The organism is Burkholderia semiarida (assembly GCF_029268935.1).
GTDB lineage: Bacteria > Pseudomonadota > Gammaproteobacteria > Burkholderiales > Burkholderiaceae > Burkholderia > Burkholderia semiarida.
Genome location: NZ_JAHLCL010000008.1, coordinates 1,491,065 through 1,512,355, shown reverse-complemented (window position 1 = coordinate 1,512,355; position 21,291 = coordinate 1,491,065). Strand labels below are relative to the sequence as shown.

Genomic DNA, 21,291 nt, shown 5'->3' with positions numbered 1-21,291 from the left:
CGTTCTCGCGGTAAAATTTGATTGCAAATGCAATTAAGAGAGAGGAACGACCTGACATGAGCGCAACCGAACCCGATCTGTGGTTCTCGTTCGTCCGCGCGCACCGGACGATGATTCGCGAGATCGAGCGTCGCCTCGCGGCGGCGTCCCTGCCCGCATACGCGTGGTACGACGCACTGTGGGGGCTCGAAAGCGGGCCCGACGGCACGCGCCGCATGCACGAACTGGCCGATGTGCTGGCGATCGAGCGCTACAACCTGACGCGGCTCATCGACCGGCTCGAACAGGAGGGGCTCGTCACGCGCACGCGTTCGGCGGACGACGGCCGCGCCGCGTTCGCGAGCATCACCGCCAAGGGGCGGACGCTGCGCAAAAAGATGTGGAAGGTCTACCAGTCGACGGTCGCCGAGCTTTTTCTCAACCAGTTCACCGGCAAGGAGCGGGCGGCGATGGCCGTTGCGCTCGATCGCGCGGCCGCTGCCGCGCGCGACGCGGCAGCCGGAGTGAAGTAACGGTATCCGGTACACGGAGCGGCCGCGCGCCGCGCATCGAGCGCGGGCGCCGGCCGGCCATGCGGCACGAGCCGCCGCGTCGTCAGCCGTTCGAGGCGGGCTGACGCGGCGCGGCAGGTGTCGGGCGCCGCACGGGCGGACCAGGCCGCGCCATCTGCATGTCCCTCCTTCGAGTACTGGCATGTCGCCGGCATCGCCGGTTTCGGCATAGGATTGCAATTGCAACGATTGCAGTTGCAATGATAACCGATGACAAGGACCGACATGACCTCGACGCACTCCCTCACGTTCTATACGGCCGACACGCCGAACGGGCACAAGATCGCGATCTACCTGGAAGAGGCCGGGCTTGCCCACGACCGCGTGCAGGTGAACCTGTCCGCCGGCGAGCAGCGCAGCGCGGCGTATCTCGCGACCAATCCGAACGGCAAGATCCCGGCCATCGTCGACCACGACACGGGGCTGGCCGTATTCGAATCCGGCGCGATTCTCGGCTATCTCGCCGAGAAGACGGGCTGCCTGCAGCCTGAAACGCTGGCCGAGCGCACGGCGGTCCAGCAATGGCTGCATGTCCAGATCGGCGGGATCGGGCCGATGCTCGGTCAGCTGTGGTGGTTCCTGCACGCCTCGAAGACGGGCAATGCGGAAGCGATCGACCGCTACCGGAAGGAGGCGCTGCGTCTCTACGGCGTCGTGAACGGCCGCTTGTCGGAATCGGTGTATCTCGCGTCGTCGCGGTATTCGATCGCCGACATTGCCGCGTTCCCGTGGCTGCGCACGGCGGCCGAGCTCGACCTCGACCTTGCCGGCTTTCCGCACGTCGAGCGCTGGCTTGCCGAGATCGCCGCGCGGCCGGCCGTTCAGCGCGGCCTGAGCGCATGCCGCGTGCCGACGGCCGAGGCGGCGCACTGACGTCGCATCGCCGGCGCCGCCTGGGCCATGATCGCAACCAGGCGTGCGCTTCGTGCGGTCCAAATGGATCAGCACGTCGCGTGCGGGCGACGGGCAGAGCCGTGTGGTGCGGCGGCCCGACGCGATGCGCGCCCGATGTAGCGGCCGCCCGGGCGGGACGGCGACCCATCGGCGCGGGCGGTATCGCGGGTATCGGGCGAGCCGATGATCAGCATCGCGTCCGGCGGCCTACCGCGGCCGTCGCCCGGTGTTTACGCTGGCGCGATCATTCACTCTGTCCGGAAGGTCGCCATGTCCCGGCTCGATTACAAGCTGCTCGGCCCCTGCTTGCTCGCCATCGCGCTCGACGCGATGGGGTTCGGCCTCGTTTATCCGATGATGTCCGCCATTTTCAGCGATCCGCACGCGGGCATCCTGCCGGCCGACGCCAGCGCGCACGTGCGCAATTTCTATCTCGGCCTCGGCTACGGGATCTATCCGCTGTGCATGTTCTTCGGCTCGTCGCTGATGGGCGAGCTGTCCGATCGCTACGGCCGCCGCCGGATCCTGCTGCTGTGCGTGTTCGGCCTCGCGGCCGGCTACGCGATGATGGCGGCCGGTGCGTCGCATGCCGGCGTCGCGCTGCTGCTGGCCGGGCGCGGGCTCACGGGCTTGATGGCCGGCTGCCAGGGCATCGCGCAGGCGGCCATCACCGATCTCAGCACGCCCGAGACGAAGGCGTACAACATGAGCATTATGTCGCTCGCGTTCAGCGCGGGCGTGATCGTCGGCCCGGTGCTCGGCGGCGTGACGTCCGACCGGACGATCTCGCCGGTGTTCGACTACGGCACGCCGTTCGCGCTGGTCGCCGCGTTGTCGCTGATCTGCGCGTGCTGGACCTGGGCGTCGTATCGCGATTCCGCGGCGCCGCGCGGCGATACGCGCATCGATCCGCTGTTGCCGCTGCGGATCATCCGGGAAGCCGCGCGGCAGCGCGACGTCGCATTCCTGTCGGTGGTGTTCTTCCTGATGCAGGTCGGCTACGGGCTCTACCTGCAGACCGTCATGCTGCTGTTGCAGGCGAAATTCGGTTACACGAGCGCGCGGCTCGGGTTGTTCAGCGGCGTGATCGGCATCTGCTTCGTGTTCGGCCTGTTGTGCGTCGTGCGGCTGATGCTGCGCGTGTGGCGCGTGATCGATATCGCGAAGACGGGCCTGCTCGTGGCCGGCCTTGGCCAGATCCTGTCCGCGCTGTTCCCGAATGAACCGGTGCTGTGGACGCTCGCGATGGTCGTCGGCTGCTTCGACATGGTTGCGTACACGACGATGTATACGGCGTTTTCCGACGCCGTCAGCGACGATCGGCAGGGCTGGGCGCTCGGCGTCGCGGGCTCGGTGATGGCGGTCGCGTGGGTCGTGACGGGCGCGCTGACGAATCTGCTGCCGGTATTCGGCGAAATCGGATTGCTGCTGATCGGCGGCGCGGGTTTCCTGCTCAGCTTCGCGATGATGGTGGCGTACGGGCGTACGCGGCCGGGCGCGAGAACGGCCGTGTTGTCGTAGGGGTTGTTGTCGTGGGCCGCGCGACGTTGGCCCGCTCCTGTCGAACGGGGCCCCGTGCGTGGTCGTCGCGCAACTTCGCACGGCCCGACACCGGCGCGGCGGACGAGGTCCGGGCCGCGTCCCAGCCCCCCGGCATCGCGACGCGCCGGCGCGATGCGTCAGAACATCGTGTTCCGGTTCGCCGACGTTTCCGGCACTGGCTGGATCACGTCCCAATGTTCGACGATCTTGCCGTCCTTCACGCGGAAGATGTCGACCACCGCTTCGCCGCGATCGCCCGGGCGCTCGGTCGCATGCACGTGCAGGTACACCAGATCCCCGTCGGCCGCGCTGCGGACGATGCGTGCGCGTGACGCCGGATTCTTCTGGAACGCGCCGACGAAGTACGACACGAACGGCTTCTTGCCGTCCGGCACGTGCGGGTTGTGCTGTTTGTAGTCGTCCGCGACCACGGCGGCGGCCTCGACCGCTTCGTGCCGGTTGAAGAAGCGCTCGTAGAACGTCAGCACGAGCTGGCGGTTGGCTTCCTCGGCAGCCAGGTCGCGCGTGGCCGGGCCGGTGGCCAGCGCGGCCGTCGATGCGGCCAGCAGAACGACTGCGGCAACGGCGTGAGCGGGGGAGCGAAACGATGACATGTAGCGTTTTCCTGGTCTGACGATGCGTGGAGGGATGCGCGACTCGGGTGGCGCTGAACGCGCTCGCCGGCGAGCGATCGAGCCGTGGCCGCGCGATGCATCCCGTATCGGCATGAGCGATTCGCCGGCAAGACCACGAGATGCCGCTGCCGATAGTGCGCGATATCGTCATGCTTCGTTGAACTGGTGAATCCGGACGACGGGCAGGCGGCTGTCGGGCCGATCGAATGGTACAGTTGCCGCGAACCCGTCACAAGAAGTCACCGCGGTGTGAACAGGTCACGCCACGGTGACTGTGAACCGCCCGTGAAAGAGAATTCCGTCATGCCGCTGCCGTCCGCCGACGAATCCGTCGATCTCGATCAGCCGTGCCCGATCCGCGATGTACTGGACCGCATCGGCGACCAGTGGAGCCTGCTCGTGCTCGAGGCGCTGTCGGGCGGAACGATGCGCTTCAACGAACTCGGCCGTACGATCGGCGATGTGTCGAACCAGATGCTGTCGCGTACGCTGAAGCGGCTCGAGCAGGATGGCTTCGTCAGCCGCACGCTGTTCGCCGAAGTGCCGCCGCGGGTCGAATATGCGTTGACCGACCTCGGGCGTTCGTTCCTGACACCGATGCACGCGATGATCCGGTGGGCCGACGAACATCATCGTGCGATCCGCGCGTCGCGCCGTCGTGCGCGCGAGTCGGAAGAGGGCGTGAGTTGAGCGTGGTACGTGGCGAACGAGCGGGGCGCGGTGAAGCGTGGCGGATGCACTTGCATCGCCATGAAATCACTTCGCGATCCAAGAGAGGTCGTCGAAATGGATAGCCCGACGATATGTTGCCGGGCACCCGCTGCCGTCGCGCATGATTCCGTGGCGCGGACGGCGCCGGCTCGCGCGCGCCGTTCCGCTCGGAACCTTCATCGGCCGGAGCCGGGCTGCTGTTTACCGCCACGAACCGTCGACGTAGACCCACACGGGCCCCTGGCGGCGCCAGTAGCCGGGCACCCAGCGGCGCCCGGGGCGCCGGGCGACCCAGCGACCGGGCACCCATATATAGCGGCCGCGCTGCCAGCGCCAGTAGCCGTCCGTCCATATATAGCCATGCGGCCGTGGCGGCGGTGGGCGGCGGTCGCGCCGCGCGGCCGGCGGCGCGAAGGTCGGGCGATCCGCATGGGGCGGGCCGCCCGCTACGCGGTTCGGGCCGGATGGACGGTACACGGGCGGGGCGGGCTGGGCCGAGGCGGCGCGCAGCCAGCCGGTACCCGCGAAGGCGGCGGTCAATCCGATGGCGCGCAGCAGCGAGCGTCGATTCATGGCGATTCCTGTTCAGTATTCGAGGTCGCCTTACATTAGCCTGCAGGTGCACCCGGAGGGTTACACGGGCGGTCAAGGCTGTTACCGAGTGTCACGAAACGCCACTCTTTCCCTTTTCGACGGCTGACGGGATCTCGTCGTGGCTATGGGCGTCGCTCGGGTTTGTGGGGCGGAGGGGGCCGTCCGAGATGCCGGCTGGCCAATATTTGAGATTGAATCGGGTAACAATTACCGATTTTGGGGTGCCGAACCGAATCCGCTTGTTGTTTCTATGCAACCGTCAAGACGCTGACATGTAAGAATGGTGCGATGAAGGGCTCCAAAAAGCACGCGTCAAGAAGTCAAAAACAAACGTTAAAACAAATACTTATGACGCCTCCCCACTTTCATTATTTCTAGTTCTGGAAAAGGTTATTTCTTTATTTGCGGATCGCTCCCCTAGGGTACACCCCTAAACTCACGGTTCCCAAACGGGCAACTATCCGGGCGCCGCCAGCAGGACCGATGGCGCTCCCGGGCGGTTGAGACCGTTTATGAACAAGGTCGCGAGACCTGCCTCTTTTTAGAAGGGAGCTCCACGAATGAACAAGACTCTGATCGTTGCAGCAGCTGCAGCATCGTTCGCTACCGTCGCTCACGCACAAAGCAGCGTCACGCTGTACGGCGTGCTGGACGCAGGCATCACCTACCAAAGCAACGTCGCCAGCAAGTCGCTGTGGTCGATGGGCTCGGGTATCGACCAGAGCCGTTTCGGCCTGCGTGGTTCGGAAGACCTCGGTGGCGGCCTGAAGGCAATCTTCACGTTGGAAAGCGGCTTCAACATCGGTAACGGCCGTCTGGGCAACAACGGTGGCATGTTCAACCGTCAAGCGTTCGTCGGTCTGTCGAGCCAGTACGGTACGGTCACGCTGGGTAAGCAATACGACGCAACGCAAGACTACCTGGCGCCGCTGACGGCAACGGGTTCGTGGGGCGGCACGTACTTCGCTCACCCGCTGAACAACGACCGTCTGAGCACGAACGGCGACGTCGCGCTGAACAACTCGATCAAGTACACGAGCGCTAACTACGCTGGCCTGCAATTCGGCGGCACGTACTCGTTCTCGAACAACCAGAACTTCGGCAACAACCGTGCATACAGCGGCGGTCTGTCGTACCAGTTCCAAGGCCTGAAGCTGGGTGCGGCATACTCGCAAGCGAACCTCGGCGACGGTACCAACGCCAACGGCGCGACGAACATCGCTGCACAAGGCCGTGTCCGCACGTACGGTGCTGCTGCTGGTTACGCATTCGGCCCGGCGCAAGTCGGCGCTGCATGGACGCAGTCGCGTATCGACAACCAAGCTGTCGGCGTTCCGTCGCTGCGCGCTGACAACTACGAAGTCAACGCAAAGTACAACCTGACGCCGGCTCTCGGCCTCGGCGCAGCATACACGTACACGAACGCGAAGGTTAACGGTGGCAGCTCGCACTGGAACCAGTTCGGCCTGCAAGCTGACTACTCGCTGTCGAAGCGCACGGACGTGTACGCACAAGCTGTGTACCAGCGCGGTGCGAAGAACAACGCGTTTGGCACGTCGATCTACAACGGCGACAACACGACGGCTCCGAGCTCGTCGATCAACCAAACCGCAGCAACGGTTGGTCTGCGTCACCGCTTCTAAGCGTGACGAGCGGGGCAACCCGCTTCGCAGCATCGAAAAGGCGCCTTCGGGCGCCTTTTTTCGTCTGTGGAAAGCAATGACGATGATCCGGATCGTCCGGCTGCAAAAAAGCGAGGCACGGGCCTCGCTTTTTTCGTTCTGCGCGCCGTGTGACGCAGCATTGGCCGCCAGCGGCTCAGCGCGTGTATTCGCCGTTGGCTTCCGGCTGGAACACGATCTCGGCGACCTTCATCAGCTTTTCGGCACCGCTCGGCTGCATCACCTTGACCATCTGGCCGCGTTGCGTGCCCAGCAGCGCCATGCCGACGGGCGAGAAGACGTTCAAGCGGCCGAGTTCGAGGTTGGCGGCGTCCGGATAAACGATCGTCCAGGTGGCCTGTTCCTGGGTCGCTTCGTCGAGTAGCGTGATCTGCGAGTTCATCGTGACGACGTTCGCCTTGATGGCGTCGGGCTGGACGATATCGGCGCGTTCGAGCAGCGTGTCGAGCATCGTCTGGAAGCGCGGGTTGTGCTCGGCGTGCTTTTCGAGGCGAGCGACGTCGAGTTCGGTCAGCTGGTAAAGGCGTTGTTTCATGGGAGTTCTCCAAATGATCGGCAGGGGCAGGCGTGGCGTGCCTATGAGGATCGCCCGGAGCCTGTCTGACCTGGCTCCGGGGTGGAGACCGAGCGGTCAGATCAGGCGCCGGGCAGGGGCGAGCGGCGCCTGGGCCGTGCGTCGAGCGAGGGGATGCGCCGGCTGGCCGGCGCACGCGCGCACGCCGGCCGGGCCGGACGGCGAAACCGAAAGGGGCGTGAGCGCGTACATGGTGGACGGAATATCGACTGGCGAATAAAACCTTACGATTCTACAACACAACCTTCCGGGCAAGTGATTCGATTGTTGGCGTTTCGTCAGCGATTGTTGTGCGGATGAAGCAAGTTGCAACGCCTCTGTCTGAAAACCATCGGCGATTTTTTCCAGAAACGCAACGCTGTATATTCAAACTAAGGGTTTCCCCTTGGTTCGGCGAGCACTACACTGGACTCAATCGCTTCAGACAGTCCCCGTCGAGGCGACGTCAAAAGACAACATATTCCGGAGGTAAATCATGAAGTCGATCGTCTACGCAGCCATCGCCGCATCCGTCCTTGCCGCTCCGATTGCATCGTTCGCGCAGTCCGAGCAGGGGTTGACCCGCGCTCAGGTCAAGGCCGAACTCGTGCAACTCGAGCAGAACGGCTACAAGCCGGTGGCGAGCGATTCGCAATATCCGAGCGACATCCAGGCTGCCGAACAGCGTATCCAGCCGAACCAGCCGGCGCTCGCTCAGGCCGATACGAGCGGCTACGGTGCCGTGGCGACGGGTGCCGCACAATCCGGCCGCCGTGTGACGCGGGAAGCGCCGAATCCCGTGAATTCGGTCTACTTCGGTAACTAATTGAACGTTCCCCGGGTCTGCCCGAGCGCACCGCTGAATCGACGAGACGCGCGCTGACCGCGCGTCGTTCGCCCGCAGGAGCAGAACCTCCGTCGCCGCATGCCGGCGGCTTTGAGCCCAGACGCTGACGCGTTTGGGCCTTTTTTGCTGACGCGAATCAGGCCGACGTGACGGTAGGCGTGCCGTGGATATAGTGTTCGAGTTGGCTGATCGTGAACTGCTGATCGGCAATCACGCTCTTCACGAGGTCGCCGATCGAGATGAGGCCGACCAGCTTGCCGCCGTCGAGCACGGGCAGGTGGCGCATCCGGTGCTCGGTCATCAGCGCCATGCACTCGTCCGTGGATTGTGACGGTTCGACGTAGCGCACCTTCGCCGTCATGATTTCCTCGACGCGGGTGGCTTTCGACGAGCGGTCCTGCAGGACGATCTTGCGCGCGTAGTCGCGCTCGGTGACGATGCCCGCGATGTCGTCGCCGTCCACGACCAGCAGTGCACCGATACCCTTTTCGGCCATCAGCTTGATGGCGTCGTAGACGAGATCGGTCTTCGTGACGGTGTAGATGGTACGGCCCGAATCCGGCTTGGCCTTGAGAATCTGCGCGACAGTCGTGCTCATTCGCTTTCTCCGTATGCAGGTCGATGCAGGGCAGGCGGGACGTGATGCGCGTCACCCGGTGAGCCCAGTATAGCCGGGCGGGCGGCGGCAGTCGCGTGACGTTTCCAGATTAGCGGTAAACTCCCGTCACGCACCATCCACACAACTCCTACATTCCTGAACGTTTCGATTGAATTCATGATGTCTTCGCGTCCCCAATCGCCCTCGCCGGGCAATGGCCAGGCCGACGAGTGCGTGACGCTCGTCGCCACCGCGTCGCTGCCTACGCGCTACGGTACGTTCACGTCATACGCGTTTCGCGTATCGGGCAGCGATGCCGAACATCTCGCGCTCGTGATGGGCGACGTGACCGGCGAGCAGTCCGTGCTCACCCGTCTGCATTCCGAATGCCTGACCGGTGACGTGTTCGGCTCGTACCGCTGCGATTGCGGCGAGCAACTCGATCTCGCGTTGCGCTACATCGCCGCCGAAAACCGCGGCGTGCTGCTGTATCTGCGCGGTCATGAAGGCCGCGGCATCGGCCTGAGCAACAAGATCCGCGCGTACGCGCTGCAGGAGCAGGGGCGCGATACCGTCGAGGCGAACCTCGATCTCGGTCTCCCCGACGACGCCCGCGAATACGATTCGGCCGCCGCGATCCTGCGCATCCTCGGCGTGACGTCGGTGCGGCTGATGAGCAACAACCCGAAGAAGTTCGACACGCTCGTGAAGCACGGTATTCCCGTCTGCGAGCGCGTGGCGCTCGCGGTGCCCGTGCGCGAGGAAAACGAACGTTATATCCGCACGAAGCAAACGAAGTTCGGGCATTACTTCGAAGAAAATGAATAGTGGAAACTTTGGCGTTATCCGGATTGCTCTGAATTGATCTGGTGAATCCAGTAAGCTTTTGATTTAAAAGTGAATATTTGGATTCCGTCGTGTCGGCGCCTGCATGGGCGCTTGCCTCCGCATGGCCAAGCACGTTGCGTCGGCGTGGTTTTTTCGGCGTTGTGCACCAAACCTACATCGTTTTTTAGGCAGATTCCCGGGCCTCATCTCTAGGTTTCGATAAGTCGACAGTCGTTGACGTTTTGCCACAAATCGTTGATTAACGGTCGAACCGCTTGCGACGAGCGACGTGCGCTATGCGGGGGGCACTTGACGCCTTGATCTCTGCGTGGGAAATAACGCGTTGGCGAACGGAAATTTCGTCTGCAGTTCGTGGGCCCGTCGCAACAATAATTCGCTTGATCGCTTCGCTGGCTAAAGCCCGTAGCGGATGCGCGTGCGTATGGTCAATCCTCACTTTCCGCTCAGCGCTTTGGCGTTACCAGGCAATTGGGCGATCCGGGGGACGCGGCGTCCGCATTGTTCCGTTCGCCTCCTCCGACGCCGGCCGGCACCTCGCCACACCTGGACAGGGCCTTCTCCAGACGTACTGTGTCCATTCCGTGGTCTGACGTGGCGTGTCATGCTTGCGATTGTCGTGGCAATATTCCGGCCATTAATCCTGTGGGCCTGAATGCAGAGGGGCTGGGTATTGCAGTGACGTCTTTGCGACGATGATCCGCAGTTTCGCGTCGTCGGCTTCTTCACCTCCAAGTGGCGCGGAAAAGGAATGGATCTGGATTGGAAACAGCGCACGCATCAGTACGTCCAGTCGCGGCGTCAACACCCTGCCTGGCAATTGCTGGCGGCGCGTAGCGCACCGCTCGTGCTGAGTTGCTTACAGACGTTGTTTGAAAAGAGTCACGACGGTATTGAGGTCGACGTGGCCGAACAAATGCTCGCAGCCGTGCTGGAGCAGCACGCGAATTCAGACGAATTTGGCGTTGATCCCGAGGGCGATTGTGCGGCACTGGCGCGCAAGGAGCTGCGGGGATGGATTCGGCGTTCGTTGCTGATTGAACGGGCTGGGCGTCTCTATGCCACCGATGCGCTCGAGGAAGCGCTGCGATTCGTCGCCGCCCTGGACGGGCGCTTAATGACCTCGACGGCATCACGGCTATCGATCGTGCAACGCGAGATCGAAAACCTGGAATCCAACCTTAATCCGGATCGTCGAAGTAGATCGCGCTATTTGCAGCGGAAGATCCAGGAGTTGGAGCGGGAACTCGAAGACGTCAAGACGGGTAACGTGCGTGCGATGACGGAATCGGAGGCTATCGAGGGTATCCGGGAAATCTACAATCTGGCTACGAGTTTGCGTGCCGACTTTCGTCGGGTCGAAGACTCTTATCGTGAGGCCGATCAAGCGTTGCGGCAGTCGATCATTAGCGAGCGCGGTCATCGGGGCGCGGTCGTGGACAAACTGTTGAACAGCCATGACGAACTGCTCGAAACCGCCGAAGGAAAGGTTTTTCGCGGTTTTCAGCAGCAGTTGGGACGCTCTGCCGAACTCGACGCGATGAAGCATCGGCTGCGCCAGATCATTCAGCATCCCGCCACGCGCTCGGCACTCAATCCCAGCCAGCAACATGAACTGCGCTGGCTCATCATCCGCCTGATCGACGAATCGGCAGCGGTCATCCGCGCGAGAGCTCGAAGTGAACGTGACGTCAAGGGGTTCCTCCGTACGGGACTTGCGGTCGAACATCATCGGGTTGGCGAACTGATCCACGACGTGTTGCAGCAAGCGCTGGCACTCGACTGGGCGAGCGCCTCGACGCGCAACATGGACGGTCCGTTGCCGCCCGTTGCAATTTCCGTGGCGGGTCTACCGCTCGTGGAAAGAATCAGGTTCAAGGCCATCCAGGACGATGCGCGACTCGTGCTCGAACTGCAGGCGCGAAGCATGGACCCACGATCCATCGACGACGAGTTTTGGGAGGCGTTCGATGGTTTGGATCGACAGGCGCTGTGTGAGAGTACGGTGGCGTTGCTCGAGCAACATGGCACGCGCATGGGGATCGCAGAACTGGCGCGGCATCTGCCGCCGACGCATGATCTGGAGACAATCGCGCTCTGGTTGAGCATGGCGCGGGAAGCAGGGGTTTCGATGGACGGGGAGCGGGAAAGCGTCGACGTAATGGGGCGTGATGGCATGCCGCTGCGCTTTGACGTTCCGGTCGTGGCGCTCGGTTTCGACGACGTGCGCGGCTTGGATATGGAGCTATAAGATGGTAAGCATATTCGATACGCTGACCGCATCGAAGGACGACGGACGTGAGGTTGACAAGGTTGCGCAGTTGTCGGGAGCTCATGACGAGGCCAGCGAATTTGACGCCGGTCCGTCGGCGGAGGCGGCGAGTTTCACATCTCGGGACGTGAAGGATGCATGCCAGGAACTGCTCAAATTCGGCCTTCTCGAGGTTGCTCGCAAACCCAACCTCTACCGGATTACCGCGACGAGTCGTGCAGACATCGACCGCATTCTGGAGCCGCTGGATTTGGTGCTCAAGATTGATGACATTCGTGGGCTGGCCTTCGTCAGTGTCGCTCAGTCGTACTGCCGTGAATCCGAGGACGACGAATGGTCTCATCCGCTGGTTCGCCGACAGCGCCTGACGCTAGAGCAATCGCTTCTGGTTGCGCTACTGCGGCAGCGCTATCTGGCTCATGAGCAGGAACGGGGTATCGGCGTCCCCGATGCACCTGCGTTGGTCGAAGATGTCGCTGCTCAGTTGCAACTCTACCTTGGAGGCTTGGGAAGCGACACGCGGGAACTCCAGCGCGCGCGCAATCTGCTCGATAAGCTCAAGCCGCATGGGGTCGTCTCGGAAGTCGACCAGCAGGATCAGTTTATGATTCGCCCGATTATTGTCCATCTTGCCAATCCCGAGAACTTGTTAGGGTTGCTCCAGGCGCTCAAGCAGGCATCGCCGGGCATACAGCGCACGGATGATTGTGCGCCGGTGGGGGACGACGGGGAGATTGCATGATCTCGGCCAACTCGGACCATCGCGCTATCGACGCGCTGTTGTCGACGCCGGCATTCATTCTCACCCGTCTCGATCTCTTCAATTGGGGGCCGTTCGGCGGGCGCCATCAGGCAGCCATCGATATCGAAGGTACGGCGATCATTGGCCAGACAGGCAGCGGCAAGACCACGCTGATTGACGCCCTGATGACGTTGATTGCCGCGCAGCCGCGCTACAACCTCGCGTCGACCGGAGGGCACGAGAGCGATCGCGACCTCGTCTCGTATGTGCGTGGGGTTTCCGGCGCGGGACGTGAAGGTGATACAGACCATATCTCCAGACCGGGAAAGACTGTGTCAGCGATTGCCGCTACCTTTGGCAATGGCAGCGACACGCTGACGATTGCCGGAATATTTTCGCTGGAGGGAAGCGGCTCCTCGGCCACTGAACTCGATCGGATCTGGATGATCGAGCGGGGCGCGGAGTTTGGTCTTGACGAATTGCTGGAATTGCATAACGCCGGGGGCAAGCGGGCGCTCAGGCAACATGAGCGAGCCTCTTCAGGGAGCCTGAAAGTATACGACAGCAAGAAGGCGTACATCCTGGAATTGCGTCGCATCTTCGAGGTCGGCGAGAACGCGTTCACCCTGCTCAATCGCGCGGCCGGCCTGAAGCAACTCAACAGCATTGACGACCTCTTCCGGGATCTGGTGCTGGACGATCGATCGGCCTTTCCGCGGGCGCTGGAGGTGGCGTCCGAGTTCGACAATCTCGCGGAGATTCGGGAGGAACTGGAGACGGCAAGAAAGCAGCGGGATTCGCTGGTGCCGATCGAAAAGGGGTGGGCGCAGCGTGCGGAGAGACTCGAGCAGCGGGATCTTCAGGTTCGTCTCGTTTCGCTTTTGCCCATCGCGGTTGCGACTCGCGAGCATCAATTGTGGGTCGATCGGGAGCGCGAACTGGGACAGGAGAAAGCGGGCTGTGAACGACGGATCGAAGACCACACCCGTCGCACAAAGGAGCTCGAATCAGCGGCACAAAGGCTGCGCGACATCTATCTTCGTGATGGCGGGAGCGGCATCGAGGAACTCGAAGGCAAGCTTGAGGCTGAACGCAAGCACCTTGAGACGGTTCGGCGCCACGCGAACGATTATGTGTTGTTCGCCAAGAAGCTTCAGTTCAGCCAGGCGCTTACCCTGGAGACGTTTCGGCAGAATGAGGCCAGCGCGCAGGCTTTGCTCGCTTCGACGGCCGTCGCGATCGAGGAAGCGGAACGCTTGGCATACGCCAAGGGGGCCGCGCTGGCAGGCACTGAACAGACGCTTACAGAACAGCAGGCGGCCCTTGCAAATGCAAGGTCACACCCGGGATCCAACATACCGTCGCTGTATCAACAGTTCAGACGCGATCTGGCCGGCCAACTGAACCTGCACGATGAGGATCTGCCCTTCGTTGCGGAACTGGTCGAGGTGCAAAAATCGCAGTCGGCATGGCGCGGCGCGATCGAGCGCGCGATGGGCGGCCATCGGTTGCGCATCATGGTTCCGGCATCACACATGAAGCTTGCACTCGCATGGGTGAATGGCCGCGACAACCGGTTGCATGTTCGTCTTGTGGACGTGATGGCGCCGGATCGCGCCGTCGAATTCCTGACCGACGGCTTCACGCGAAAACTTAACTTCAAGGACCATCCGTATCGGGAGGCTGTTCGAGGGCTACTTGCTCAAATCGATCGACATTGCGTGGCGTCCCCCGAGGTGTTGAAACATACGCCGCATGGTATGACCGCGCAGGGGCTCATGTCGGGCAAGAGCGGTTTCTTCGAAAAGCAGGACAAGACCCCGTTGAGCCAGGGATGGCTCACCGGTTTTGACAACAAGGACCTTCTCGCCGAGCTCGAGCGTCAGTGTGACGAGACGGCACGGGAACTCGCTGAGCTTACGGCAAAGTTTGAGGCGGCGAGGGCGCAGGTTACAGAGGTACAGGTTCGCCGAACAATGCTTGACCGCGTGCTGTCGATTGATTTTGCGGATATCGATGTGCGTCAGGCCGAGCGTAACGTGGCGGATTCCACCCGACGGCTCTCGGCGCTGACGGATCCATCATCGGATACCGCGAGGGCCAAACAGGCTTGGGAGGAGGTTCGCGCGGAACTCGAGAAGATCAGCCAGGCGCGCGACGAGAGCCTCATACAGCAGACGAAGCTTCAAGAGCAGTATGACACCGCCGTGAATGGGCGAGAACGCGCATTCGCGACGATCGGCGAAGGACTGAATGCGATCGAGATGGCGCTGGTCGAGCAACACTTTGATTTCGTCGGTGTCCAGACCGTGGATACACTGATGCGACAGCAGGCGCAAATCGACGTCCGGTTGCGAGCACGCCTCGAGGAACTTGCTGCAAGGATCAATGATCACGAACGGCAACTGGTCCGTGGCATGGGCGCGGCGCGTGCTGTCGATACGGGTGCCTTGGCGGAGGTCGGCACGGAAGTTGAAGACGTACCACAGTATCTAGAGCGACTGCGCGTGCTCAGGGATGAGGCGCTACCCGAAAAGCTGGATCGTTTTCTTGGGTATCTGAATCAATCCTCGGACGAGGGGGTGACGCAATTGCTCCGCAGTATCGATAACGAGGTGGAGACCATCGTCGAGCGGATCGAGGACTTGAACGCCACGATGCGCCGCGTCGACTTTCAGCCGGGGCGGTATTTGCAACTGGAGCCGCGTCGGGTCGTCCATGAGAGTCTGCGAACATTGGAGCAGGCGCAACGCACTCTGCGCGCCGCGACACTGCAAGACGACCAGGGCGAGAGCCAGTTCAACGCGTTAGCCGAGGTCGTCAGGCTCATGAGGGACGCGAGCGAGCGACGCACGACCGTTGGGGCGAAGGCGCTTCTGGATCCTCGCTATCGGCTGCAGTTTGCGGTGTCCGTCATCGAGCGCAGTTCGGGGGCAGTCTGTGAAACCCGGAAGGGATCTCAAGGCGGCAGCGGCGGAGAAAAGGAGATCATTGCAAGCTATATTTTGACGGCTTCGTTGAGCTATGCGCTGTGCCCGGATGGCAAGGACCGTCCATTGTTTGGCACCATCGTGCTGGACGAGGCGTTCTCGAAGAGTTCACAGGCGGTGGCAGGACGCATTATTTCAGCACTGCGAGAGTTTGGCCTTCATCCGCTCTTTGTGACGCCGAACAAGGAAATGCGGCTACTTCGAGCGCATACGCGCTCGGCCATTCTGATCCATCGAAAAGGACTGCAGGCAACGATGACGTCTTTGAGCTGGGAAGAGCTGGATTCCATTGCACGAGCCCGGCAAATGATCGGACGAGATGAAATCACCGAATGATATGGCTGCACGCCTCGCTCGATCATGGCAATCGGCCGATGAACGCGAGGCGCGGCTGCTTTACCCCGATAGCTGGCCGCTGCGATTGCCTATCGGCAGACCCAGTCCCAAGGCTTTTACCGAACAGACCGAAAGCGTCAAACGGCATTGCGATGCCTGGCGATCGGTGGAGATTGGCATCGTGCATTGGGAAACCGTGGCCTATCGTGCGGGGGGCAGCCCCGTGCGACTGCCGCACCTTTGGGAACTGAGAAGCCCGTCGGACTGGGTGCGCGCGACCCAGGATGCCGCGATTGCGGCCGAGTACGAACGGCTCGGTGAGGTGGTTCGGCACATGGACGCGCAGTTCCACGCACTGGTGGTACGTCAGCGAAGGTTGATGATGGAGCGCCCGGTGCACGAGATCATCAAGGCTGGGGAAGTGGCCTTGGCGTTATCGCCGGGATGTGCGCAAGGGCGTCCACTGCGGGCGCTTGGTGTCTGCAATACCGATAGCAAGTTCTTCGAGCGGCACCGGGCGTTGCTCTGTCACATGCTCAACGTTCGCTTTGGCGGACAAGTTTCCGAACTGGGGCTCGAGGCGTTCCTCGGCGCGCCTGAGGACGACGAGCGTTGGTTGCTCGTCGTGCCGCTCGCGGCCGGGATATTGCCGTTTCGCCAGCAGCGCATCCGGGCCGGTGAACTCGTTCAGCTTCCGAAGTGCGTCGGCCACATCATCATTGTGGAAAACGAACGGTCCGTTCATCAGTTGGCGGAGCTACCTGATGCGGTGGCGATCCTCGGTGCGGGACTGAGTTTGGACTGGACGCATGATCCGTGGCTCGCGAGCAAGCGTGTAGCGTATTGGGGGGATATGGATACCTGGGGGCTGAAAATGTTGGGGAAAGTGCGTCAAGCTATTCCGTCCTTGAGCGCGCTGCTGATGAATCGGGACTGTTTTGAACGATACGCGGCAAATCTGGCCGTGCGTGAACTCGTCCCCGTCGACGGGCGCCGTCCTGACGGACTAACCGAGGACGAGGGCGCCTTCTTCGAATACCTCCTGACGCAGGAGCGCGGGCGCTTGGAACAAGAATTCTTGCCGAAAGACATTGTGAGAGCGGCGATGCATGCGTGGTATGAGGCGTAACTATCGTAGAGCAGGTATCGGTGGCCTGCGCGAATTGTGCCAGGCGTGCGCCTGCCCCAGCCGTTGGTGTCTGGCCCCACCTTCGAGATCCGCGCCTCGCGCCCGCGATTGCCGAACACGCTCCCCCGACCGACGGTCGCGCGATGGCAGGTGCTGCCGAGTCTTGCGGCGCCTCGATCCTTCCTTCTCGGCCTGGACCAATCGGCCAATTTGCAGGGATGTCTGAGGTGCCTTCAGAGGTGTCCGCGCGACAAAGCATGCCGTCAAATCGGCCGAATCTGAATCGGTAAATCATTGTTAAACAAGGAAATTTTCGCGGTTTATAATGGAGCCTCGTGTGCTGGAGGTTGGGGGTGACCGATGAATCTGGACAGTAAGCTTTTGATGTCGTTGAAGAAGCGCTCTGGTAACGTCGTGCTCCGGCGTGAACTGGCAGGCTTGGGGAGTTCATCACACCTTAGTACTGCGCTTCAACGCCTCGTTGCCGAGGGACGTCTCACTCGGCTCGGCGCGGGCGTTTATGCCAAGACTGATTCGGATCTCGAAGGCAATGCGCGATTTGCCGTCGGCAATGAGGTACTGTTGCGCGAGGCACTCGGGAAGCTGGGCGTCGAGGTGATCGATGTGACGATTCAGCACGAAAACGGTCGCACCGTTTGCCTGGTCAACACCGGCAGGAGCCGGATTTCTCGTAAGCTTGGGTGGGGCAACATCACCGTCCGATATGTCGGTGAGCAGGAAAGCCCGTCCACGGGCGCGGTGCCCAGGCTTCCGGCAGATGTCGACAAGCTTCCGACCCGAAATGTCGGCACGTTTGTTGAGCGGCTCGCACAAGCCTACGACGTGCAATACAGACGCTCGGGCCTCGATGATTTCGCAGAAGCAGTGACGCGAGTCGCGGGCGACGATGTCGAACTTGATCGCACGGGGAAACTGCTGGTCGCGCTCAAGAAGCAGCATCGAATCAACGGTCGGCAATTTGCCCGATTGATGGCGAACCACATCAGGGAGATCAAGCGTGTTCGACCCGTTCGGGGACTACGACACCAGGGGCTATCTGCGTAACATTGACAGCATCAAGGACCTGGACGAACTCAAGTACATTGAGCACGGGTTCTTCGAGTCGGGTCTCGAGACTGCGTTGGCGTACCTTCAGGCGATCAGAGGTCCGATCGCGTACGCTCACTTTCTTGAAGTTCACCGAATCCTGTTCGGCGAGTTCTACCCGTGGGCGGGTCAGGATCGCCATCATCTCGGCGTTGGTCGACTTGTCGGAAAGGGGCAGCGAATACAGTTCGAGGCTTCGGAGTTGTGCCAGCGTGCCGTCGAATGGGGGCTATCTTCTGGCAACAATCCAAACACGATGCGCGAAAAACCCGGGATGGTCATGGGTGCTTTCGCTTGGGGGCACCCTTTTCTCGACGGAAATGGTCGCACCATGCTTCTTGTTCACGCGGAGCTATGCCACCGCGCAGGCTTCGCGATCAACTGGAATGCGTCGCGGAAGGACGATTACCTGGAGGCGCTTACTCGGGAACTGCAAGATCCCCAAGGCAAGCACCTGGACACGTATCTCCTGCCGTTGATGATCGCTCCCATTGCTGGCGGCGATCTTCGCGACCATCTGATGTCACTGCCGGGCCTCGACGGACAGGATGGCAGCAGTGCTCCGAATGTTGCATATCGGGCGGATGATCCAGTGGCAAACCAGAACTACCGCGAGTTGAAGCGTGCGCGTGGAGAAATTTAAGCGCATGCCGGCTCGGACGTGACGAATGGGTAAGCCCGATCTTCGCCGGCCAGTTGCCGGACCTTATCGCCAGTCGCGATGGGCGGCCGGACTAGAGGTTGCCTTCGGATGGGTGGCAAAAGGGACGTTGGCGCTGGCCGGCCTGACGATGGTCGCATTGGCGGCGCTGACGGGCGACGTCGGCGCCGTGACGGACCTGCCGACGACCAGAAAGGGCTGGTTGTACCTGCTGCTGATACTGGTCGTGATGGTCGCGCTGATATTTGCGGTGCATCACTACTGGCTACGCCCGGCCAGCGTGCGTCCAGCGGGCTAGCCTGACGTGGGGCTGGATATGGCCCCGAAAACCGTTCAGGCAATAAAAAAGCCCGCTGCTTGAGCGGGCCGAATCCATGTTTGGAGACATGGAGGAGACAGACGTAAATTTAAGGGAAAACCCGGACGTTTGCAAGCGCTTGTTGTATCCGCACAACCTGCCGCCGCCCCAGCCCGCCCGGTGGCGGCGCGCGGCACGAGCTTCGTTCACACGCTGCCGGCTCGTGCATGCGCCGCAAACGCGCCGAACCGCCGTTGCGCGACGGGCAACGCATATTTGCTGCGCATCTCCGTCTCGATCCATGCACACGCCTCGCGCGCACAGTCAGTCAGTGCGTTCCGCGTCGCATGCCCATCGATGTCGTAGACGAAACGCACGCCAACCTCGTCCTCGCCAACCTGTCGTTCGAGCTGATTGAGCTGCAGTTGCGGCCCGTGCTGTTGCGACAGCGCGCGAAGTTCGTCGAAGTGATATTCGAGCCAGTCGGCGAAGAACAGCGCGTCGCTGTGGCAGGGCAGGCGAAAAGCCGCGCTGCGCGACGGGCGTGACGCGATTTCGCCGGCCGCCGCATGCGGTTCGCCGTCGACGGCGACCGGCCGATCGACCGGCGCGAGCGGGTGCCGGATCCGCCGGTACGGCGCCCGATCGCGCAATGCGTGCCACAGCAGTTCGTCGCCGGCGGCGCCGGACGGCTGCATCGTCAGGTCGTGCCGGCCGTCGCCGGTCGCGGCGATGTCGCGGATCACGAGGCGCAGCGAGCACAGCGGTTCGTCCGCGACCAGCAGGGTTGCCGGGCGCGGCAGCCCGCACACGAGCGGCGCGGCGCCGGCGGCGCGAAACACGAGCCCGCGGCGGTCGAGCCGCACGAGCGGCAACGGCCTCGGAAACGACGGATAGGCGACCGTGATGCGGGCGCCGCCGACGCCCGTCAACCCGGGCATCATCGCGCGAAAGACCTGAGACTGGTCCACGTTGGTTCTCCTTCGTTACGATGCCGCCTGGACGGAAACGCGCGTTCCGGCTCAGGCGGCGATAGCTTGCCGGGCGACCTGCCCGGGCTCGATTCCCAGTGCGGCAAACGTTTGCGGATCGATGTCGATCCAGCACGCGACCACCAGACGCCCGTCCACCTGCTTCGGCGGGCCTGCGCGGTGCGCGTGGATGCCGATCCGGCGGAACAGCCGCTCCATGCTTGCGAACGTCACGCCGATCAACTGCCGCGCGCCGAGCTGCGCCGCGCACTCGACGACGGCCGCGAGCATCGGGCGTACGGCCCATTCGGCGTTGCCGGGCCCGCCTTCGTCGTCGGTCGCCGCGAATCGGGACAGTTCCCAGACGGCGGCCGACTGCGGCAGCGGCATGTCCTCCGCGACCAGGTCGGCGAACAGCGACTTCAGCAGGTACGGGCGCGTCGTCGGCAGCAGGCGCGCGCATCCGCACATGTCGCCGGCGGCGTTTCGCGCGAACACGTAGACGGTATCGTCGCGATCGAACTGGTCGCGCTCGAAACTTTCGTTCGCCGACGGGAGCGCCCAGCCGAGCTGTTCGACGAACACACGGCGCCGATAGCGCCCTAGATCCGCCGCGAGTTCGTGTGGCAACCGCCCTTCCTCGTGAACGAAGGTCTGCATGGATGTCCTCGGATCTGTGCTTTTGTATGCGTGCATTACAGCGCGCGGCACGAGGAGCCTGTAACTGGTAACTCTTACAGGGTGGCGTCGATGGACGCCATTGGGGACGTGGCAACGGTTTCTTGATCGACGGGATTGAAAACCGGGCCGCTTTTGCTTATAAAGAGCGCCAGTCTTGCAATATCGTCAGAGGAATGCGCAGCCAGTTGTCACTGGAGCGTCGGACCGGCATGATAGGCGTCGTTGTGCCCGAGGAGGGCCGACGCGACCGCGGCGGGCCAGTCGATGGCGGCGAGCCTTGCGGCGAGCGCGGCGGCCGTGCGGAACATGCCGATGTCGGCACCCTTGGCGTCGATGGCCATCACGTTGCTGCGGACATCGCCGCCCGCGATCATGAACGTGCCCGTCGCGCGTTCGAGATACCAGTCCCAGCCGACCGTCACGTACGCGACGCCGGCACCGGCCGCGCGATGCCATTCGGTATAGCCGGCGAGGCGCGCGTCGATCGCGTTGTCGCGCAGTTCGGCCAGCAGCGACGGGTCGAGGCCGCTCTCGACATGGTCGAGCACAAGGGCGGCCAGTGCGCTTTCTGACAGGCGTACGTAGCCGTCCGGGGACGGGCCGGCGACAGGGTGCAGCAAGGGTGAAGTCATGCGCGGAATGTATCAGCCT

The 21,291-nt window shown here is 62.6% G+C and carries 21 protein-coding genes; 14 read left to right on the top strand and 7 right to left on the bottom strand.

Annotated elements, in window-relative coordinates; genetic code table 11:
- Positions 1–56: 56 nt before the first annotated feature.
- The 3 genes from KPB06_RS30045 to KPB06_RS30035 all read left to right on the top strand — a co-directional run bounded on the left by KPB06_RS30045 (position 57) and on the right by KPB06_RS30035 (position 2,966).
- Entirely contained in the window at positions 57–512 is a 456-nt protein-coding gene (locus KPB06_RS30045) for a MarR family winged helix-turn-helix transcriptional regulator (protein WP_059584849.1), read from the top strand.
- 264 nt (positions 513–776) lie between these two features.
- A complete protein-coding gene (locus KPB06_RS30040; protein WP_059584850.1) occupies positions 777–1,424 on the top strand; it encodes a glutathione S-transferase family protein in 648 nt (215 codons plus the stop codon).
- A 291-nt stretch (positions 1,425–1,715) separates the two neighbouring features.
- The gene (locus KPB06_RS30035; RefSeq protein WP_059584851.1) at positions 1,716–2,966 is read left to right on the top strand and encodes an MFS transporter; all 1,251 of its coding nucleotides are present in this window, start codon (positions 1,716–1,718) and stop codon (positions 2,964–2,966) included.
- Between the two features lie 158 nt (positions 2,967–3,124).
- Here the strand turns inward: KPB06_RS30035 and KPB06_RS30030 are convergent, their stop codons facing one another.
- The gene (locus KPB06_RS30030) at positions 3,125–3,601 is read right to left on the bottom strand and encodes a nuclear transport factor 2 family protein (RefSeq protein WP_059584852.1); all 477 of its coding nucleotides are present in this window, start codon (positions 3,599–3,601) and stop codon (positions 3,125–3,127) included.
- Positions 3,602–3,925: 324 nt separating this feature from the next.
- Between KPB06_RS30030 and KPB06_RS30025 the strand changes: the two genes are divergently transcribed.
- On the top strand, positions 3,926–4,312 hold the full coding sequence (locus KPB06_RS30025) for a winged helix-turn-helix transcriptional regulator (RefSeq protein ID WP_059584853.1): 387 nt from the start codon (positions 3,926–3,928) through the stop codon (positions 4,310–4,312).
- Between the two features lie 222 nt (positions 4,313–4,534).
- Here the strand turns inward: KPB06_RS30025 and KPB06_RS30020 are convergent, their stop codons facing one another.
- On the bottom strand, positions 4,535–4,906 hold the full coding sequence (locus tag KPB06_RS30020; protein WP_059609057.1) for a YXWGXW repeat-containing protein: 372 nt from the start codon (positions 4,904–4,906) through the stop codon (positions 4,535–4,537).
- 581 nt (positions 4,907–5,487) lie between these two features.
- On the opposite strand from KPB06_RS30020, the gene KPB06_RS30015 reads away from it, so the two are divergent.
- Positions 5,488–6,570, top strand: coding sequence for a porin (locus KPB06_RS30015; protein ID WP_059584854.1), 1,083 nt, complete (start codon positions 5,488–5,490; stop codon positions 6,568–6,570).
- Between the two features lie 175 nt (positions 6,571–6,745).
- Here KPB06_RS30015 and KPB06_RS30010 read toward each other — a convergent pair whose 3' ends face one another.
- Positions 6,746–7,144 carry a GreA/GreB family elongation factor gene (locus tag KPB06_RS30010; RefSeq protein ID WP_027781009.1) on the bottom strand — a complete coding sequence of 133 codons (399 nt, stop codon included), beginning with the start codon at positions 7,142–7,144 and terminating at the stop codon, positions 6,746–6,748.
- A gap of 514 nt (positions 7,145–7,658) precedes the next feature.
- On the opposite strand from KPB06_RS30010, the gene KPB06_RS30005 reads away from it, so the two are divergent.
- Complete coding sequence (locus KPB06_RS30005; protein WP_059584855.1) at positions 7,659–7,988, top strand: DUF4148 domain-containing protein; 330 nt, start codon at positions 7,659–7,661, stop codon at positions 7,986–7,988.
- A gap of 157 nt (positions 7,989–8,145) precedes the next feature.
- Here KPB06_RS30005 and KPB06_RS30000 read toward each other — a convergent pair whose 3' ends face one another.
- Positions 8,146–8,607, bottom strand: coding sequence for a CBS domain-containing protein (locus KPB06_RS30000; RefSeq protein ID WP_012339746.1), 462 nt, complete (start codon positions 8,605–8,607; stop codon positions 8,146–8,148).
- A 177-nt stretch (positions 8,608–8,784) separates the two neighbouring features.
- Between KPB06_RS30000 and ribA the strand changes: the two genes are divergently transcribed.
- The 8 genes from ribA (at position 8,785) to KPB06_RS29960 (ending at position 18,988) form a co-directional block, all read left to right on the top strand.
- The gene (gene ribA, locus KPB06_RS29995; RefSeq protein ID WP_059584856.1) at positions 8,785–9,435 is read left to right on the top strand and encodes a GTP cyclohydrolase II; all 651 of its coding nucleotides are present in this window, start codon (positions 8,785–8,787) and stop codon (positions 9,433–9,435) included.
- A 769-nt stretch (positions 9,436–10,204) separates the two neighbouring features.
- Positions 10,205–11,704 carry a DUF3375 domain-containing protein gene (locus KPB06_RS29990; protein ID WP_059584857.1) on the top strand — a complete coding sequence of 500 codons (1,500 nt, stop codon included), beginning with the start codon at positions 10,205–10,207 and terminating at the stop codon, positions 11,702–11,704.
- A 1-nt stretch (position 11,705) separates the two neighbouring features.
- Positions 11,706–12,467, top strand: a complete 762-nt coding sequence (locus KPB06_RS29985) for a DUF4194 domain-containing protein (protein WP_059584858.1) — start codon at positions 11,706–11,708, stop codon at positions 12,465–12,467.
- Complete coding sequence (locus KPB06_RS29980) at positions 12,464–15,793, top strand: ATP-binding protein (RefSeq protein ID WP_059584859.1); 3,330 nt, start codon at positions 12,464–12,466, stop codon at positions 15,791–15,793. Before KPB06_RS29985 ends, KPB06_RS29980 begins: the two co-directional genes overlap by 4 nt.
- Positions 15,777–16,922, top strand: coding sequence for a Wadjet anti-phage system protein JetD domain-containing protein (locus KPB06_RS29975; RefSeq protein ID WP_059584860.1), 1,146 nt, complete (start codon positions 15,777–15,779; stop codon positions 16,920–16,922). Before KPB06_RS29980 ends, KPB06_RS29975 begins: the two co-directional genes overlap by 17 nt.
- A 360-nt stretch (positions 16,923–17,282) precedes the next feature.
- Positions 17,283–17,987 carry a type IV toxin-antitoxin system AbiEi family antitoxin domain-containing protein gene (locus KPB06_RS29970; RefSeq protein WP_081066372.1) on the top strand — a complete coding sequence of 235 codons (705 nt, stop codon included), beginning with the start codon at positions 17,283–17,285 and terminating at the stop codon, positions 17,985–17,987.
- Positions 17,941–18,672 (top strand): Fic/DOC family protein, encoded by a 732-nt coding sequence (locus KPB06_RS29965; protein ID WP_059584862.1) that lies wholly within the window; start codon positions 17,941–17,943, stop codon positions 18,670–18,672. The genes KPB06_RS29970 and KPB06_RS29965 overlap by 47 nt, the downstream gene beginning before the upstream one ends.
- A gap of 112 nt (positions 18,673–18,784) precedes the next feature.
- The gene (locus KPB06_RS29960; RefSeq protein WP_226223159.1) at positions 18,785–18,988 is read left to right on the top strand and encodes a hypothetical protein; all 204 of its coding nucleotides are present in this window, start codon (positions 18,785–18,787) and stop codon (positions 18,986–18,988) included.
- A gap of 206 nt (positions 18,989–19,194) precedes the next feature.
- On the opposite strand, the gene KPB06_RS29955 is transcribed toward KPB06_RS29960, so the two are convergent.
- The 3 genes from KPB06_RS29955 to KPB06_RS29945 form a co-directional block, all read right to left on the bottom strand.
- Entirely contained in the window at positions 19,195–19,959 is a 765-nt protein-coding gene (locus KPB06_RS29955) for a hypothetical protein (protein WP_059584864.1), read from the bottom strand.
- Positions 19,960–20,010: 51 nt separating this feature from the next.
- A complete protein-coding gene (locus tag KPB06_RS29950; RefSeq protein WP_059584865.1) occupies positions 20,011–20,619 on the bottom strand; it encodes an acyl-homoserine-lactone synthase in 609 nt (202 codons plus the stop codon).
- 209 nt (positions 20,620–20,828) lie between these two features.
- Positions 20,829–21,272, bottom strand: coding sequence for a DUF4902 domain-containing protein (locus KPB06_RS29945; protein WP_059584866.1), 444 nt, complete (start codon positions 21,270–21,272; stop codon positions 20,829–20,831).
- Between the last annotated feature and the right edge of the window lie 19 nt (positions 21,273–21,291).

Bases quoted from the DNA above. Each gene is read 5' to 3' on its own strand.
- KPB06_RS30045 (WP_059584849.1), top strand. From the start codon at position 57: ATGAGCGCAACCGAACCCGATCTGTGGTTCTCGTTCGTCCGCGCGCAC.
- KPB06_RS30040 (WP_059584850.1), top strand. From the start codon at position 777: ATGACCTCGACGCACTCCCTCACGTTCTATACGGCCGACACGCCGAAC.
- KPB06_RS30035 (WP_059584851.1), top strand. From the start codon at position 1,716: ATGTCCCGGCTCGATTACAAGCTGCTCGGCCCCTGCTTGCTCGCCATC.
- KPB06_RS30030 (WP_059584852.1), bottom strand. From the start codon at position 3,601: ATGTCATCGTTTCGCTCCCCCGCTCACGCCGTTGCCGCAGTCGTTCTG.
- KPB06_RS30025 (WP_059584853.1), top strand. From the start codon at position 3,926: ATGCCGCTGCCGTCCGCCGACGAATCCGTCGATCTCGATCAGCCGTGC.
- KPB06_RS30020 (WP_059609057.1), bottom strand. From the start codon at position 4,906: ATGAATCGACGCTCGCTGCTGCGCGCCATCGGATTGACCGCCGCCTTC.
- KPB06_RS30015 (WP_059584854.1), top strand. From the start codon at position 5,488: ATGAACAAGACTCTGATCGTTGCAGCAGCTGCAGCATCGTTCGCTACC.
- KPB06_RS30010 (WP_027781009.1), bottom strand. From the start codon at position 7,144: ATGAAACAACGCCTTTACCAGCTGACCGAACTCGACGTCGCTCGCCTC.
- KPB06_RS30005 (WP_059584855.1), top strand. From the start codon at position 7,659: ATGAAGTCGATCGTCTACGCAGCCATCGCCGCATCCGTCCTTGCCGCT.
- KPB06_RS30000 (WP_012339746.1), bottom strand. From the start codon at position 8,607: ATGAGCACGACTGTCGCGCAGATTCTCAAGGCCAAGCCGGATTCGGGC.
- ribA (WP_059584856.1), top strand. From the start codon at position 8,785: ATGATGTCTTCGCGTCCCCAATCGCCCTCGCCGGGCAATGGCCAGGCC.
- KPB06_RS29990 (WP_059584857.1), top strand. From the start codon at position 10,205: ATGGATCTGGATTGGAAACAGCGCACGCATCAGTACGTCCAGTCGCGG.
- KPB06_RS29985 (WP_059584858.1), top strand. From the start codon at position 11,706: ATGGTAAGCATATTCGATACGCTGACCGCATCGAAGGACGACGGACGT.
- KPB06_RS29980 (WP_059584859.1), top strand. From the start codon at position 12,464: ATGATCTCGGCCAACTCGGACCATCGCGCTATCGACGCGCTGTTGTCG.
- KPB06_RS29975 (WP_059584860.1), top strand. From the start codon at position 15,777: ATGAAATCACCGAATGATATGGCTGCACGCCTCGCTCGATCATGGCAA.
- KPB06_RS29970 (WP_081066372.1), top strand. From the start codon at position 17,283: ATGAATCTGGACAGTAAGCTTTTGATGTCGTTGAAGAAGCGCTCTGGT.
- KPB06_RS29950 (WP_059584865.1), bottom strand. From the start codon at position 20,619: ATGCAGACCTTCGTTCACGAGGAAGGGCGGTTGCCACACGAACTCGCG.
- KPB06_RS29945 (WP_059584866.1), bottom strand. From the start codon at position 21,272: ATGACTTCACCCTTGCTGCACCCTGTCGCCGGCCCGTCCCCGGACGGC.